This is a genomic window from Salmonella sp. 32010601201800023SM, assembly GCF_017572235.1.
In the GTDB taxonomy this organism is placed as follows: Bacteria; Pseudomonadota; Gammaproteobacteria; order Enterobacterales; family Enterobacteriaceae; genus Salmonella; species Salmonella enterica.
The window spans coordinates 40,736-55,259 of record NZ_JAGEQS010000011.1 but is presented as its reverse complement, the minus strand read 5'-3'; the positions used below and the strand labels follow the sequence as shown (position 1 = coordinate 55,259).

The following is a 14,524-nucleotide window of genomic DNA, read 5'->3' as shown; positions in this document are numbered from 1 at the left end:
GGGGACTGGAGCATGCAACTGAATTCCACCGAAATCAGCGAACTGATCAAGCAGCGCATTGCTCAGTTCAATGTGGTGAGCGAAGCTCACAACGAAGGTACTATTGTTTCTGTCAGTGACGGTGTTATCCGCATTCACGGCCTGGCCGATTGTATGCAGGGTGAAATGATCTCCCTGCCGGGTAACCGTTACGCTATCGCACTGAACCTGGAGCGCGACTCCGTGGGTGCGGTAGTCATGGGTCCATACGCTGACCTTGCCGAAGGCATGAAGGTTAAATGTACGGGTCGTATCCTGGAAGTTCCGGTTGGCCGCGGCCTGCTGGGACGTGTGGTAAACACCCTGGGTGCGCCAATCGACGGTAAAGGTCCGGTTGATAATGACGGCTTCTCTGCCGTTGAAGCGATTGCGCCGGGCGTTATCGATCGTCAGTCTGTCGATCAGCCGGTGCAGACCGGCTATAAAGCCGTTGACTCCATGATCCCAATCGGTCGTGGTCAGCGTGAACTGATCATCGGTGACCGTCAGACCGGTAAAACCGCGCTGGCTATCGACGCCATCATCAACCAGCGCGACTCCGGCATCAAATGTATCTATGTCGCTATCGGCCAGAAAGCGTCCACCATCTCTAACGTGGTGCGTAAACTGGAAGAGCACGGCGCGCTGGCTAACACCATTGTTGTGGTGGCGACCGCGTCCGAATCCGCTGCGCTGCAATATCTGGCGCCGTATGCCGGTTGCGCAATGGGCGAATACTTCCGTGACCGCGGCGAAGATGCGCTGATCATTTACGATGACCTGTCTAAACAGGCTGTTGCTTACCGTCAGATCTCCCTGCTGCTCCGTCGTCCGCCAGGACGTGAAGCATTCCCGGGCGACGTATTCTACCTCCACTCTCGTCTGCTGGAGCGTGCTGCGCGTGTTAACGCCGACTACGTCGAAGCCTTCACTAAAGGTGAAGTGAAAGGGAAAACCGGTTCACTGACCGCGCTGCCGATTATCGAAACGCAGGCAGGCGACGTTTCCGCGTTCGTTCCGACCAACGTAATTTCCATTACCGATGGTCAGATCTTCCTGGAATCTAACCTGTTTAACGCCGGTATCCGTCCTGCGGTTAACCCGGGTATCTCGGTATCCCGTGTAGGTGGCGCAGCCCAGACCAAGATCATGAAAAAACTGTCCGGTGGTATTCGTACCGCGCTGGCGCAGTATCGTGAACTGGCGGCGTTCTCTCAGTTTGCATCCGACCTTGACGATGCCACCCGTAAACAGCTTGACCACGGTCAGAAAGTGACCGAACTGCTGAAACAGAAACAGTATGCGCCGATGTCCGTCGCGCAGCAGTCTCTGGTTCTGTTCGCAGCAGAACGTGGTTATCTGGCGGATGTCGAACTGGCGAAAATCGGTAGCTTCGAAGCCGCACTGCTGGCTTACGTCGACCGTGATCACGCTCCGCTGATGCAAGAGATCAACCAGTCCGGTGGCTATAACGACGAAATCGAAGGCAAGCTGAAAGGCATCCTCGATTCCTTCAAAGCAACCCAGTCCTGGTAACGTCTGGCGGCTTGCCTTAGGGCAGGCCGTAAGGCATTGAGGAGAAGCTCATGGCCGGCGCAAAAGAGATACGTAGTAAGATCGCAAGCGTCCAGAACACGCAAAAGATCACTAAAGCGATGGAGATGGTCGCCGCTTCCAAAATGCGTAAATCGCAGGATCGCATGGCGGCCAGCCGTCCTTATGCAGAGACCATGCGCAAAGTGATTGGTCACCTTGCGAACGGTAATCTGGAATATAAGCACCCCTACCTGGAAGAGCGCGACGTTAAACGCGTGGGCTACCTGGTAGTGTCGACCGACCGTGGTTTGTGCGGTGGCTTGAACATTAACCTGTTCAAAAAGCTGCTGGCGGATATGAAGGCATGGTCCGATAAAGGCGTTCAGTGCGAACTCGCAATGATCGGCTCTAAGGGCGTGTCATTCTTTAATTCCGTAGGCGGCAACGTTGTCGCTCAGGTGACAGGTATGGGGGATAACCCTTCTCTGTCCGAACTGATCGGTCCGGTTAAAGTGATGTTGCAGGCCTACGACGAAGGCCGTCTGGACAAGCTTTACATTGTCAGCAACAAATTTATTAACACCATGTCTCAGGTGCCGACGATCACTCAACTGCTGCCGCTGCCGGCGTCAGAAGATGATGATCTGAAGCGTAAAGCCTGGGATTACCTATATGAACCAGACCCGAAAGCGCTGCTGGATACTCTCCTGCGTCGTTATGTGGAGTCTCAGGTTTATCAGGGCGTGGTAGAAAACCTGGCCAGCGAGCAGGCCGCACGAATGGTGGCGATGAAAGCCGCAACCGATAATGGCGGCAGCCTGATTAAAGAGCTGCAGTTGGTATACAACAAAGCTCGTCAGGCCAGCATTACTCAGGAACTCACCGAGATCGTCTCGGGGGCCGCCGCGGTTTAACCAGGTTATTTCGTAGAGGATTTAAGATGGCTACTGGAAAGATTGTCCAGGTAATCGGCGCCGTGGTCGACGTCGAGTTCCCTCAGGATGCCGTACCACGCGTGTACGATGCCCTTGAGGTGCAGAATGGTAATGAGAAGCTGGTGCTGGAAGTTCAGCAGCAGCTTGGCGGCGGTATTGTGCGTACCATCGCGATGGGGTCTTCTGACGGTCTGCGTCGCGGTCTGGATGTAAAAGATCTCGAACACCCGATCGAAGTCCCGGTAGGTAAAGCCACGCTGGGTCGTATCATGAACGTCCTGGGCGAACCGGTCGACATGAAAGGCGAGATCGGCGAAGAAGAGCGTTGGGCGATTCACCGCGCAGCGCCTTCCTACGAAGAGTTGTCAAACTCTCAGGAACTGCTGGAAACCGGTATCAAAGTTATCGACCTGATGTGTCCGTTCGCGAAGGGCGGTAAAGTCGGTCTGTTCGGTGGTGCGGGTGTGGGTAAAACCGTAAACATGATGGAGCTTATCCGTAACATCGCGATCGAGCACTCCGGTTACTCTGTGTTTGCGGGCGTAGGTGAACGTACTCGTGAGGGTAACGACTTCTACCACGAAATGACCGACTCCAACGTTATCGATAAAGTATCCCTGGTGTATGGCCAGATGAACGAGCCGCCGGGAAACCGTCTGCGCGTTGCATTGACCGGTCTGACCATGGCGGAGAAATTCCGTGACGAAGGTCGTGACGTACTGCTGTTCGTCGATAACATCTATCGTTACACCCTGGCCGGTACGGAAGTATCCGCACTGCTGGGCCGTATGCCTTCCGCAGTAGGTTACCAGCCGACTCTGGCGGAAGAGATGGGCGTTCTGCAGGAACGTATCACCTCCACCAAAACCGGTTCTATCACCTCCGTACAGGCGGTATACGTACCGGCGGATGACTTGACTGACCCGTCTCCAGCCACCACCTTTGCGCACTTAGATGCAACCGTGGTACTGAGCCGTCAGATCGCATCCCTGGGTATCTACCCGGCCGTTGACCCGCTGGACTCCACCAGCCGTCAGCTGGATCCGCTGGTTGTTGGTCAGGAACACTACGACACCGCGCGTGGCGTTCAGTCCATCCTGCAGCGTTATCAGGAACTGAAAGACATCATCGCCATCCTCGGTATGGATGAACTGTCTGAAGAAGATAAACTGGTGGTAGCTCGCGCGCGTAAAATTCAGCGCTTCCTGTCCCAGCCGTTCTTCGTGGCGGAAGTATTTACCGGTTCTCCGGGCAAATACGTCTCCCTGAAAGACACCATCCGTGGCTTTAAAGGCATCATGGAAGGCGAATACGATCACCTGCCGGAGCAGGCGTTCTACATGGTCGGTTCCATCGACGAAGCCGTGGAAAAAGCCAAAAAACTTTAACGCCTTAATCGGAGGGTGATATGGCAATGACTTACCACCTGGATGTCGTCAGCGCGGAGCAACAAATGTTCTCCGGTCTGGTCGAGAAAATCCAGGTTACGGGTAGCGAAGGCGAACTGGGGATTTACCCGGGGCACGCGCCGCTACTCACCGCCATTAAGCCTGGTATGATTCGCATCGTTAAGCAGCACGGTCATGAAGAGTTTATCTATCTGTCCGGCGGCATTCTGGAAGTGCAGCCTGGCAGCGTGACCGTTCTGGCGGATACCGCGATTCGCGGTCAGGATCTCGACGAAGCGCGAGCCCTGGAAGCGAAGCGTAAAGCCGAAGAGCACATTAAGAGCTCGCACGGTGACGTGGATTACGCTCAGGCGTCTGCGGAACTGGCCAAAGCGATCGCTAAACTGCGCGTTATCGAGTTGACCAAAAAAGCGATGTAACACCGGCTTGAAAGCATAAAACCAGTCTGATTGCGGACTGGTTTTTTTTTATCCTCTCAATTTTTATTCGATAAACTAGCAACGACAAAAACAAGCGGCTGAAGGCGACGCGTTTTCAGCGACAGCGCTGTTTTCATTAAATCCTTCTTTCTGTCATTGGCATCTGCACATTGTGCGAAGAAGGGAGGAATGGATGCGTTTTTATTGCATAAAATGAGGGATTATTACTATGTCATTTCAGCCATCCTTTGCGGGTCCACAACCCGACTCAAGGATTGATCGTACTACCTTTATTCGTCGTGCTTATCTTCATCTCGCCGTCGCCATCGTCGGTTTTATCGTATTGAGCGCGGCGTGGAGTTTTATAGGGGTCGGGGAGTATGCGCTTGATGTGCTGCTGGCTGGTGGAAGATATAGCTGGTTGGTTGTTCTCGGCGCTTTTATGCTGGTGGGAATGCTGGCGACCCGTCTGGCGGATAATGCGGGGAATAATCAAACGCAACTTATCGGGCTGGGGATTTATGTGTTGGCAGAATCCCTGATTTTTGCCCCCCTGTTAACGGTGGCGGCGTATATTAACCCGTCGAGTATTGGCGCGGCGGCAATAACGACTCTGTTGCTGGTCGGCGGCCTGACGTTTACCGCTTTTTCTATAAAAAAAGACTTTTCTTTTCTGCGCTCGTTTCTGACTATGGCTGGGTTCATTGCTTTTGGCGCGATTATTGCCAGCGTCATCTGCGGCTTCTCGCTGGGCGTCTGGTTTTCTGCGCTGATGGTACTGCTGTGCGCCGGGTTTATACTTTACGATACTTCTAACATTATTCACCATTACCCTACCGATCGCCCTGCTGGCGCGGCATTACATCTGTTTGCTTCTATCGCGACCATGTTCTGGTATATTTTGCGGATTTTTATGTCGCGTAATTAAGTAAAAAATACGCGCAACGGAAAACCAGCGGCCTCTGTCGCTGGTTTTTGCTTTTCTGACTCCCCTGCGCTTTATTACGTTATCTTCTTTATTTATGGAGTAAAAAAACAGCAAAAACATCGGACTACGTTGCCAATACGCGGGTGTTTTTACTTTTCAGGAGACAAGAGGCGCGGTAATGAACGAAAATGATTCATTAGCAGGCGGGGATTTTATCCCGGTGAGCGTTTTATCCTTCTTCCATTTTACGATGAAAAAAATGTAGTATTTTCAACGTGAAACAGTATAAATTCGTTCTCAAATTACAGTCAGGACGCGTATGTTAAATAGTGCTATGAGCGTAGTGATCCTTGCCGCAGGTAAAGGCACGCGCATGTATTCCGATATTCCTAAAGTGCTGCACACGCTGGCGGGTAAACCCATGGTGCAGCATGTCATTGATGCAGCTACTAAATTAGGGGCCGCACAGGTTCATCTGGTCTATGGCCACGGTGGCGAGTTGTTAAAACAGACCCTGAAAGATGACAAGCTGAACTGGGTGCTTCAGGCGGAACAGTTGGGTACAGGTCACGCAATGCAGCAGGCCGCGCCCTTCTTTAGTGACGATGAAGATATTTTAATGCTTTACGGCGACGTGCCGCTGATTTCGGTTGAAACCTTACAGCGCCTGCGCGATGCCAAACCGCAGGGTGGTATTGGGTTATTAACCGTGAAGCTGGACGATCCGAGCGGCTATGGCCGTATTACGCGTGAAAACGGTAAAGTGACCGGCATCGTTGAACATAAAGACGCCACTGATGAACAGCGTCAGATTCAGGAAATTAACACCGGTATTCTGATCGCCAACGGCGCGGACATGAAACGTTGGTTGTCTAAGCTGACTAACAATAATGCGCAGGGTGAATATTACATCACTGATATCATTGCGCTGGCTTATCAGGAAGGACGAGAAATCGCCGCGGTGCATCCGGCTCGCATCAGCGAAACGGACGGCGTGAATAACCGTCTACAGCTTTCTCGTCTGGAGCGTATTTACCAGGCCGAACAGGCGGAGAAACTGCTGTTATCCGGTGTTATGTTGCGCGATCCGGCACGTTTTGATCTTCGCGGCACCCTTCATTGTGGAATGGATGTGGAAATTGACGCTAACGTTATCATCGAAGGTTATGTAACGCTCGGTCACCGCGTGAAGATCGGCGCGGGCTGCATTATTAAAAACAGCGTTATTGGCGATGACTGCGAAATTAGCCCATACAGCGTGGTGGAAGATGCGCATCTGGAAGCGGCCTGCACCATCGGTCCGTTTGCTCGCCTGCGTCCCGGCGCGGAGCTGTTAGCGGGCGCTCACGTCGGCAATTTCGTTGAAATGAAAAAAGCGCGTCTCGGTAAAGGTTCTAAAGCCGGCCATCTGACCTACCTGGGCGATGCGGAAATTGGCGACAACGTGAATATCGGCGCGGGGACCATCACCTGTAACTATGATGGCGCGAACAAATTCAAAACGGTTATTGGCGACGATGTGTTTGTCGGCTCCGATACCCAACTGGTGGCGCCGGTTACTGTTGGTAAAGGGGCCACCATCGCCGCAGGGACTACCGTCACCCGTAACGTAGCTGACAATGAACTGGTATTAAGCCGCGTGCCGCAGGTGCATAAGCAAGGCTGGCAGCGTCCGGTGAAGAAAAAGTGATTTTGTAAGCCGGATAAGCGTCAGCGCCATCCGGCAGACCGGAGATGAGAGGATAAAATAATCCTCCGCTCCATGAGCAGTACTTATAAAAATAACCCCACTCTCTACAAGGCTCGGGGCGCCCGCAACGACGGGCATACAGGTCAGCGACAACGCATGGCGTAATGCCATAATCAGGAAATAAAACTATGTGTGGAATTGTTGGCGCTATCGCGCAGCGTGATGTAGCTGAAATCCTTCTCGAAGGTTTACGTCGTCTGGAATACCGCGGATATGACTCTGCCGGTCTGGCCGTGGTGGATGCAGAAGGTCATATGACCCGCCTGCGTCGCCTCGGTAAAGTCCAGATGCTGGCTCAGGCAGCGGAAGAACATCCTCTGCATGGCGGCACTGGTATTGCTCACACTCGCTGGGCGACGCACGGTGAACCTTCAGAAGCTAACGCGCATCCGCATGTTTCTGAACACATTGTGGTGGTGCATAACGGCATCATCGAAAACCATGAACCGCTGCGTGAAGCGTTAAAAGCGCGTGGCTATACCTTCGTTTCTGAAACCGACACCGAAGTGATTGCACACCTGGTAAACTGGGAACTGAAACAGGGCGGTACTCTGCGTGAGGCTGTTCTGCGTGCTATCCCGCAACTGCGTGGTGCGTACGGTACAGTGATCATGGATACCCGTCACCCGGATACCCTACTGGCGGCACGTTCTGGTAGCCCGCTGGTGATTGGCCTGGGTATGGGCGAAAACTTTATCGCTTCTGACCAGCTGGCGCTGTTGCCAGTGACTCGTCGCTTTATCTTCCTTGAAGAGGGCGATATCGCTGAAATCACTCGCCGTTCGGTAAATATCTTCGATAACACCGGCGCGGAAGTAAAACGTCAGGATATCGAATCCAATCTGCAATATGACGCGGGCGATAAAGGTATTTACCGCCACTACATGCAGAAAGAGATCTACGAACAGCCGAACGCGATCAAAAACACCCTTACCGGGCGCATCAGCCACGGTCAGGTGGATTTAAGCGAGCTGGGACCGAACGCCGATGATCTGTTGTCGAAGGTTGAGCATATTCAGATCCTCGCCTGCGGTACGTCTTACAACTCCGGTATGGTTTCCCGTTACTGGTTTGAATCGCTGGCAGGTATTCCGTGCGACGTTGAAATCGCCTCTGAATTCCGTTATCGCAAATCTGCCGTGCGCCGTAACAGCCTGATGATCACCCTGTCACAGTCTGGCGAAACCGCAGATACCCTGGCTGGCCTGCGTCTGTCGAAAGAGCTGGGATATTTGGGCTCTCTGGCAATTTGTAACGTGCCGGGCTCTTCGCTGGTGCGTGAATCCGATCTGGCGCTGATGACCAACGCGGGTACGGAAATTGGCGTAGCATCTACCAAAGCCTTCACCACCCAGTTAACCGTGCTGTTGATGCTGGTGGCGAAACTGGCGCGTCTGAAAGGTCTGGATACGTCCATTGAGCATGATATCGTTCATGGCCTACAGGCGCTGCCGAGCCGTATTGAGCAGATGCTGTCGCAGGACAAACGTATCGAAGCCCTGGCGGAAGATTTCTCTGACAAACACCATGCGCTGTTCCTGGGGCGTGGCGATCAATATCCGATTGCACTCGAAGGCGCGCTGAAGCTGAAAGAGATCTCTTACATTCACGCGGAAGCCTATGCTGCAGGCGAGCTGAAACACGGGCCGTTGGCGCTGATTGACGCCGATATGCCGGTGATTGTGGTGGCGCCGAACAACGAACTGCTGGAGAAACTGAAATCCAACATCGAAGAAGTTCGCGCACGTGGCGGTCAGTTGTACGTCTTCGCCGATCAGGATGCGGGTTTCGTCAGCAACGACAACATGCACATCATCGAGATGCCGCATGTGGAAGAGGTCATTGCGCCTATCTTCTACACCGTTCCGCTGCAACTGCTGGCGTATCACGTGGCGCTGATTAAAGGCACCGACGTTGACCAGCCGCGTAACCTGGCGAAATCGGTGACGGTAGAGTAAGTACAAATGTTGCACTAGGCAGAAGGCCGTCGATAGACGGCCTTTTTTTGTGCGCCGTGACAGGCGCTGTTCTTTCTCTATGGTGGCTGAAGAGCGACTAAGAGGTGCTACGCCTGCCTGCGCTACGGGTACCCGGTCACATTCTCTTCTTTAAGGCCCTGGCTCAATCCAGGTGGATCGGAAATCAAACCATCCCAGGTTATTCAGGTGGATCCCCCTGGCCCGGTCGGGGCCTTTGAGTCGCATCCAGTGGTGAAAAAGCGGCTGTAGCCAGCCTGAACGGGTGGTTTCCCTGACCAGTTGTTCCGCGCTGATGGTTTCGGCATGCCACTGGGTTTCCCATTGGGCCAGCAGCGCATCATCCCCACCGCTGATGGCGTGGCGCAGTAAAGGGGAGCCCAGCAGCCATGTACCGACGTTCCACTCTTCGGGAATGGGGAAATTGACCGTCCCCAGCCAGAGATCCACATTGGCTTTGCCATTCGCCCAGTCATCATAATTCAGCTCCACGCCCTCAAGTAAAATGCCCTGCTGGCGCATGATCTCTTGCATGATATCCAGGAGCATCGGAAATTCAGGGTGCTGATCGTGATAGGCCAGACGCAGTTTTGCGTAGGGCGACGACGAGATAAAAGGTGAACAGGCCGGGCCCGCCTCAATAGTATGAAACCAGGAGGACAGCAGGCTGCCGCCCGGTACCCAGAAGGGGCGAATTGCCTCACTCAGATGCTGGAGTAAGGCGTAAGGGCTGAGAGTTTCCCGCAGCCAGCGGCGATGTTCGGCGGTATGCCAGTGCGGGGAGCGGCTGTCGCATAATAAAAAATAGCCTCCACGCTCAAGAAACATCTCGCGCAGGTTGTCAGAAGGTTTGCCTGATACCTGGCTAAGCCGTCCGGAAACGTAATCCTCATCGCTCAGGCTGGAACTGAGCCAGGCTGCCGTGTCGTTATCCGACAGCGATTCCGCCAGGTTGTCTGTCTCCGTTAAATTCGGCCAGATAAAGACCTCCACTTCATCCAGCAGCCCGCGCAAACCGAAATAGTGGTCAAAGGCCTTCATTTGCAGATGAAAGCCATTGTTTTCCACCACCTCATAAGGGCCAGTCCCCACAGGATGTGCCGGGAAATCAGCGCGTTGTGTATGGTCAGGCGGTAGGATCATGGCATCAATATGGCTGAGCAGCAGAGGCAGTCGGTTATCCGGGTGCGCCAGCGTAATTTCAAGGCTCAGCGGCCCGGTGGCCTGAATGGTCTGCAAGTGCGAGAACAACGGCAGCTTAGCGCTGCGGGTCAGTGAAGCGATAACCGCGTCGATCGTCAGCTCCTGACCATCATGCCAGAGGACGGCGGGGCGCAGATAAAAACGCCAGCGCAGTGGATCAATCTGCCGCCAGTGGTGGGCAAGATCGGCTTCGACTTCACCTTTTTCCTCATTTATGCGCGTCAGGCCGCTAAAAATCTGCCTGACCAGATGCTGCTCAGAGCGACGCAACGGTATGCCGGGGCACAGTGACGGCATTGTCCGGTAATAGGGGATGCACAGCCGCTGATAGTCTGCCCGCACGCTATAGCCCAGCTTTGAACGCAGCAGTTGCGCCACCTGGTGCTTATTTTTACCCAGCAGCTGAATGGCCTGATCAATATGACCAGACTCCAGTAACTGCTCCGCCTTTTCGCTTAACAGCTGTTCTGGTTTATAGCGCAGGTGAAGCCGGGCGCGATGCCCACGTCCGGCCTGTGATTGCCAGATGAGCCACTTTGCCTCCTGCATCTGAAGCAACAGATTACGCATATGTCGCCGGGTGCAGAACAACACATCCGCCAGCTCCTGTAGCGTCACGCTAACAGGCTTGTCGCCATAGTGCTGGAGTAGCTTTAAGTATTTTTGTTCAGTGTGCCGGGTTGTCATAAAAGGTGAAATTTCCCGAACGGGAATGAGCAATTTTTAATATCCCCTTTTTAGCCGATGATTTTCTCTATCGCAACTTCTATGAGGATTCATCATGACAAAGCGCATTAATAAAGATACTCAGGTCTGCATGTCCCTGGCGGCACGCCCAAGTAACTTCGGTACACGCTTTCACAACTATCTGTACGAAGCGCTGGATCTCAATTATCTCTACAAAGCCTTTTCGCCGACCGATCTTACGCAGGCCATTAGCGGCGTGCGTGGTCTGGGGATCCGCGGGTGCGCGATCTCTATGCCATTTAAGGAAGCCTGCATTCCGCTGGTGGATGAACTGGATGCTTCTGCTCAGGCCATTCACTCAGTTAATACCATTGTGAATACCAATGGCCATCTGAAGGCGTACAACACTGATTACATTGCAATAGCTCGCTTGCTGGCGAATTACAAGGTCTCTCCCGACCTGGTGTTTGCTTTGCGTGGCAGCGGTGGTATGGCAAAGGCGGTAGCCTGCGCGCTGAAGGATGCAGGGTTTACCCGTGGTTATATTGTTGCGATTGATGAAGCGTCAGGTAAACAACTGGCCGAACTCTATGGCTATGAATGGCGCCCGGATACCGACGGTATTGAAGCCGATTTGTTAATTAACGCCACGCCTATCGGAATGGCTGGCGGTAATGATGCCGACAAACTCTCTTATTCCGAACAGGAAGTGGATAAGGCGAGCGTTATCTTTGATGTGGTGGCGCTACCGCCCGTCACACCGCTGATCCGCTACGCCCGTGAACGCGGTAAAACCGTGATTACCGGTTCCGAAGTGTTTGCTATTCAGGCCGTGGAGCAATTTGTCCTTTATACCGGGATTCGCCCGGATGACGCGCTGTTCCAGAAAGCAGCGGCCTGGTCACGCCTGTAACATTTTTTCCCGCTTTTTCTTTAAATTAAAAGAACAGGGTACCCTACTATGACTAAAAAAATTGTTGCTGTGACGGCCTGTCCGACGGGCGTCGCCCATACCTTTATGGCGGCAGAAGCGTTGGAAATTGAAGCCCGCAAGCGTGGTGACTGGATCAAGGTTGAAACTCGCGGTTCCGTCGGGGCGAAGAACACGCTGACCGCGGAAGAGATAGCGCAAGCGGATGTGGTGATTATCGCGGCGGATATTGAGCTGGATCTGTCAGGCTTTGTTGGCAAAAGACTCTATCGCACCAGTACCGGCGCGGCGCTAAAAAAGAGTGCGCAGGAAATGGATAATGCTTTCAATAGCGCCGAGGTCTATCAGGGGAGTGCCGGGCGATCTTCTTCAGCTGGTAAAACAGAGCTACCTGGCGTTTATAAGCATTTAATGACCGGCGTATCCCATATGCTTCCTTTGGTGGTGGCGGGAGGGTTGTGTATCGCACTCTCTTTTGTCTTCGGTATCCAGGCCTTCAACGAGCCGGGCACGCTGGCGGCTGCGTTATTTCAAATTGGTGGTAAGGCGGCCTTTGCGCTGATGGTGCCGGTACTGGCTGGGTTTATTGCCTTCTCAATTGCCGATCGTCCGGGTCTGGCCCCGGGGCTTATTGGCGGGATGTTGGCCAGCCTGTGCGGTGCTGGTTTCCTGGGAGGGATTGTGGCCGGTTTTCTGGCCGGTTACAGCGTACGGTTTCTGGCGCAAAATATTAAGCTACCAGCGTCAATGGAAGCGCTTAAGCCTGTGCTGGTTCTGCCGCTACTGTCTACGCTGATTACCGGCCTAATCATGATTTACGTGGTGGGTGGCCCGGTGTCTGCGGTGATGGAAGGGCTGACGACGTTCCTGGGGAATATGACCTCTACGAATGCTATCTTGCTGGGAATGTTGCTGGGCGCAATGCAAGGTTTTGACCTTGGTGGGCCGGTGAATAAAGCTGCGTATACCTTCGGCGTCGGTTTACTGGCTTCTCATTCCTATATGCCGATGGCGGCCATTATGGCGGCAGGGATGGTACCGGCATTAGGGATGGGCGTCGCAACCTGGGCGGCCAGAGCGAAATTCACTGCTTCTGAGCATGAAGCGGGTAACGCATCCTTTATCCTGGGGCTGTGCTTTATCTCTGAAGGGGCGATTCCCTTCGCCGCGCGTGACCCGATGCGCGTCATCCCTTCTACGATGGTCGGTGGCGCAATCGCCGGGGGACTGTCCATGTATTTCGGTTGTACACTGATGGCGCCACACGGTGGTCTCTTTGTCCTGGCGATCCCGCATGCGGTAGAACATGTGATGCAGTACCTGCTCTCGATTGCCCTGGGCACGATTGTCTGCGGCCTGATGTACGCGCTGTTGAAACCGTCTGCGGTTGCGCAAACAGTTTAATTCATCTCCCCCTGCAGGCTGGTCTGGTGTCTCCCCGGGCCAGCTTTTTTATTTCCATTGTCATCAAACCGTCATAATCAAGACATATAACTGTCATCAATTTGTCCTATTTTGCTCATCGTAGCAACTCAAACAACGATTTACCGAAACCGTGCAGGAGACATTATGAAAGTTATGCGTACCACTGTCGCAACTGTTGTCGCCGCGACCTTATCGATGAGCGCGTTCTCTGCCTTTGCAGCAGCAAGCCTGACAGGTGCCGGTGCAACGTTTCCTGCGCCGGTGTATGCCAAATGGGCGGATACCTACCAGAAAGAAACCGGTAACAAAGTCAATTACCAGGGGATAGGCTCTTCCGGCGGCGTGAAACAAATCACCGCGAATACCGTTGATTTTGGCGCTTCCGATGCGCCGCTGTCTGACGAAAAACTGAATCAGGAAGGCCTGTTCCAGTTTCCGACGGTGATCGGCGGCGTGGTGCTGGCGGTGAATATTCCAGGCCTCAAATCCGGTGAACTGGTGCTGGATGGTAAAACGCTGGGTGACATCTACCTCGGTAAAATCAAGAAGTGGGATGATGAAGCCATCACCAAACTGAACCCAGGCGTGAAGCTGCCCTCACAGAATATCGCTGTGGTGCGTCGCGCTGACGGTTCCGGTACCTCCTTCGTGTTCACCAGTTACCTGGCGAAAGTCAACGACGAGTGGAAATCGAAAGTGGGCGCGGGTTCTACCGTGAACTGGCCAACCGGTCTGGGCGGTAAAGGTAACGACGGCATCGCAGCATTTGTACAGCGTCTGCCAGGCGCTATTGGCTACGTTGAATACGCTTACGCCAAGCAGAACAACCTGGCCTACACCAAATTGGTTTCTGCCGACGGCAAACCGGTAAGCCCGACGGAAGAGAGCTTCTCTAATGCGGCGAAAGGCGCAGACTGGAGCAAAACCTTCGCGCAGGATCTGACCAACCAGAAAGGTGACGATGTGTGGCCAATCACTTCCACCACGTTTATCCTGGTCCACAAAGCGCAGAAGAAACCTGAGCAGGGTGCTGAAGTGTTGAAGTTCTTCGACTGGGCCTACAAAAATGGCGCTAAGCAGGCGAATGATCTGGACTACGCCAGCCTGCCGGATAACGTTGTTGAGCAGGTTCGTGCTGCATGGAAGACCAGTATAAAAGACAGCAACGGTAAGGCGCTGTATTAATTAACGAATTGGCGGATGGCGCTACGCTTATCCGCCCTACGGTTTCGACCGCAGGCCCACGTTGTAGGCCGGATAAGCGTAGCGCCATCCGGCAGGGGCAACGTCGTAAAATGCGTTTAATG

At 53.6% G+C, this 14,524-nt stretch carries 11 protein-coding genes; 10 read left to right on the top strand and 1 reads right to left on the bottom strand.

Translation table 11 applies throughout. The features are described from left to right. Positions 1-12: 12 nt before the first annotated feature. The 7 genes from atpA (at position 13) to glmS (ending at position 8,953) form a co-directional block, all read left to right on the top strand. Positions 13-1,554 carry a F0F1 ATP synthase subunit alpha gene (gene atpA, locus J4617_RS22180; RefSeq protein WP_001176751.1) on the top strand — a complete coding sequence of 514 codons (1,542 nt, stop codon included), beginning with the start codon at positions 13-15 and terminating at the stop codon, positions 1,552-1,554. A gap of 50 nt (positions 1,555-1,604) precedes the next feature. Beyond that, positions 1,605-2,468 (top strand): F0F1 ATP synthase subunit gamma, encoded by an 864-nt coding sequence (gene atpG, locus J4617_RS22175; RefSeq protein WP_000896506.1) that lies wholly within the window; start codon positions 1,605-1,607, stop codon positions 2,466-2,468. A gap of 26 nt (positions 2,469-2,494) precedes the next feature. After that, positions 2,495-3,877 carry a F0F1 ATP synthase subunit beta gene (gene atpD / locus J4617_RS22170; RefSeq protein ID WP_000190499.1) on the top strand — a complete coding sequence of 461 codons (1,383 nt, stop codon included), beginning with the start codon at positions 2,495-2,497 and terminating at the stop codon, positions 3,875-3,877. Between the two features lie 20 nt (positions 3,878-3,897). Beyond that, complete coding sequence (locus tag J4617_RS22165) at positions 3,898-4,317, top strand: F0F1 ATP synthase subunit epsilon (RefSeq protein ID WP_001251971.1); 420 nt, start codon at positions 3,898-3,900, stop codon at positions 4,315-4,317. Between the two features lie 229 nt (positions 4,318-4,546). Further along, a complete protein-coding gene (locus J4617_RS22160) occupies positions 4,547-5,245 on the top strand; it encodes a Bax inhibitor-1 family protein (protein WP_000009904.1) in 699 nt (232 codons plus the stop codon). A 319-nt stretch (positions 5,246-5,564) separates the two neighbouring features. Continuing rightward, a complete protein-coding gene (gene glmU, locus J4617_RS22155) occupies positions 5,565-6,935 on the top strand; it encodes a bifunctional UDP-N-acetylglucosamine diphosphorylase/glucosamine-1-phosphate N-acetyltransferase GlmU (protein WP_000934854.1) in 1,371 nt (456 codons plus the stop codon). 188 nt (positions 6,936-7,123) lie between these two features. Next, positions 7,124-8,953: a glutamine--fructose-6-phosphate transaminase (isomerizing) gene (gene glmS, locus J4617_RS22150; RefSeq protein WP_000334056.1), complete on the top strand. Its 1,830-nt coding sequence runs from the start codon at positions 7,124-7,126 to the stop codon at positions 8,951-8,953. Between the two features lie 150 nt (positions 8,954-9,103). Here the strand turns inward: glmS and J4617_RS22145 are convergent, their stop codons facing one another. Then, positions 9,104-10,861 carry an SgrR family transcriptional regulator gene (locus J4617_RS22145; RefSeq protein ID WP_000213165.1) on the bottom strand — a complete coding sequence of 586 codons (1,758 nt, stop codon included), beginning with the start codon at positions 10,859-10,861 and terminating at the stop codon, positions 9,104-9,106. 94 nt (positions 10,862-10,955) lie between these two features. On the opposite strand from J4617_RS22145, the gene J4617_RS22140 reads away from it, so the two are divergent. The 3 genes from J4617_RS22140 (at position 10,956) to pstS (ending at position 14,402) form a co-directional block, all read left to right on the top strand. Beyond that, a complete protein-coding gene (locus J4617_RS22140; RefSeq protein WP_000166709.1) occupies positions 10,956-11,774 on the top strand; it encodes a shikimate 5-dehydrogenase in 819 nt (272 codons plus the stop codon). 48 nt (positions 11,775-11,822) lie between these two features. Next, on the top strand, positions 11,823-13,196 hold the full coding sequence (locus J4617_RS22135) for a fructose-specific PTS transporter subunit EIIC (protein WP_000162549.1): 1,374 nt from the start codon (positions 11,823-11,825) through the stop codon (positions 13,194-13,196). Between the two features lie 165 nt (positions 13,197-13,361). After that, a complete protein-coding gene (pstS, locus tag J4617_RS22130; RefSeq protein WP_000867130.1) occupies positions 13,362-14,402 on the top strand; it encodes a phosphate ABC transporter substrate-binding protein PstS in 1,041 nt (346 codons plus the stop codon). Positions 14,403-14,524: the final 122 nt, after the last annotated feature.

Bases quoted from the DNA above. Each gene is read 5' to 3' on its own strand.
- atpA (WP_001176751.1), top strand. From the start codon at position 13: ATGCAACTGAATTCCACCGAAATCAGCGAACTGATCAAGCAGCGCATT.
- atpG (WP_000896506.1), top strand. From the start codon at position 1,605: ATGGCCGGCGCAAAAGAGATACGTAGTAAGATCGCAAGCGTCCAGAAC.
- atpD (WP_000190499.1), top strand. From the start codon at position 2,495: ATGGCTACTGGAAAGATTGTCCAGGTAATCGGCGCCGTGGTCGACGTC.
- J4617_RS22165 (WP_001251971.1), top strand. From the start codon at position 3,898: ATGGCAATGACTTACCACCTGGATGTCGTCAGCGCGGAGCAACAAATG.
- J4617_RS22160 (WP_000009904.1), top strand. From the start codon at position 4,547: ATGTCATTTCAGCCATCCTTTGCGGGTCCACAACCCGACTCAAGGATT.
- glmU (WP_000934854.1), top strand. From the start codon at position 5,565: ATGTTAAATAGTGCTATGAGCGTAGTGATCCTTGCCGCAGGTAAAGGC.
- glmS (WP_000334056.1), top strand. From the start codon at position 7,124: ATGTGTGGAATTGTTGGCGCTATCGCGCAGCGTGATGTAGCTGAAATC.
- J4617_RS22145 (WP_000213165.1), bottom strand. From the start codon at position 10,861: ATGACAACCCGGCACACTGAACAAAAATACTTAAAGCTACTCCAGCAC.
- J4617_RS22140 (WP_000166709.1), top strand. From the start codon at position 10,956: ATGACAAAGCGCATTAATAAAGATACTCAGGTCTGCATGTCCCTGGCG.
- J4617_RS22135 (WP_000162549.1), top strand. From the start codon at position 11,823: ATGACTAAAAAAATTGTTGCTGTGACGGCCTGTCCGACGGGCGTCGCC.
- pstS (WP_000867130.1), top strand. From the start codon at position 13,362: ATGAAAGTTATGCGTACCACTGTCGCAACTGTTGTCGCCGCGACCTTA.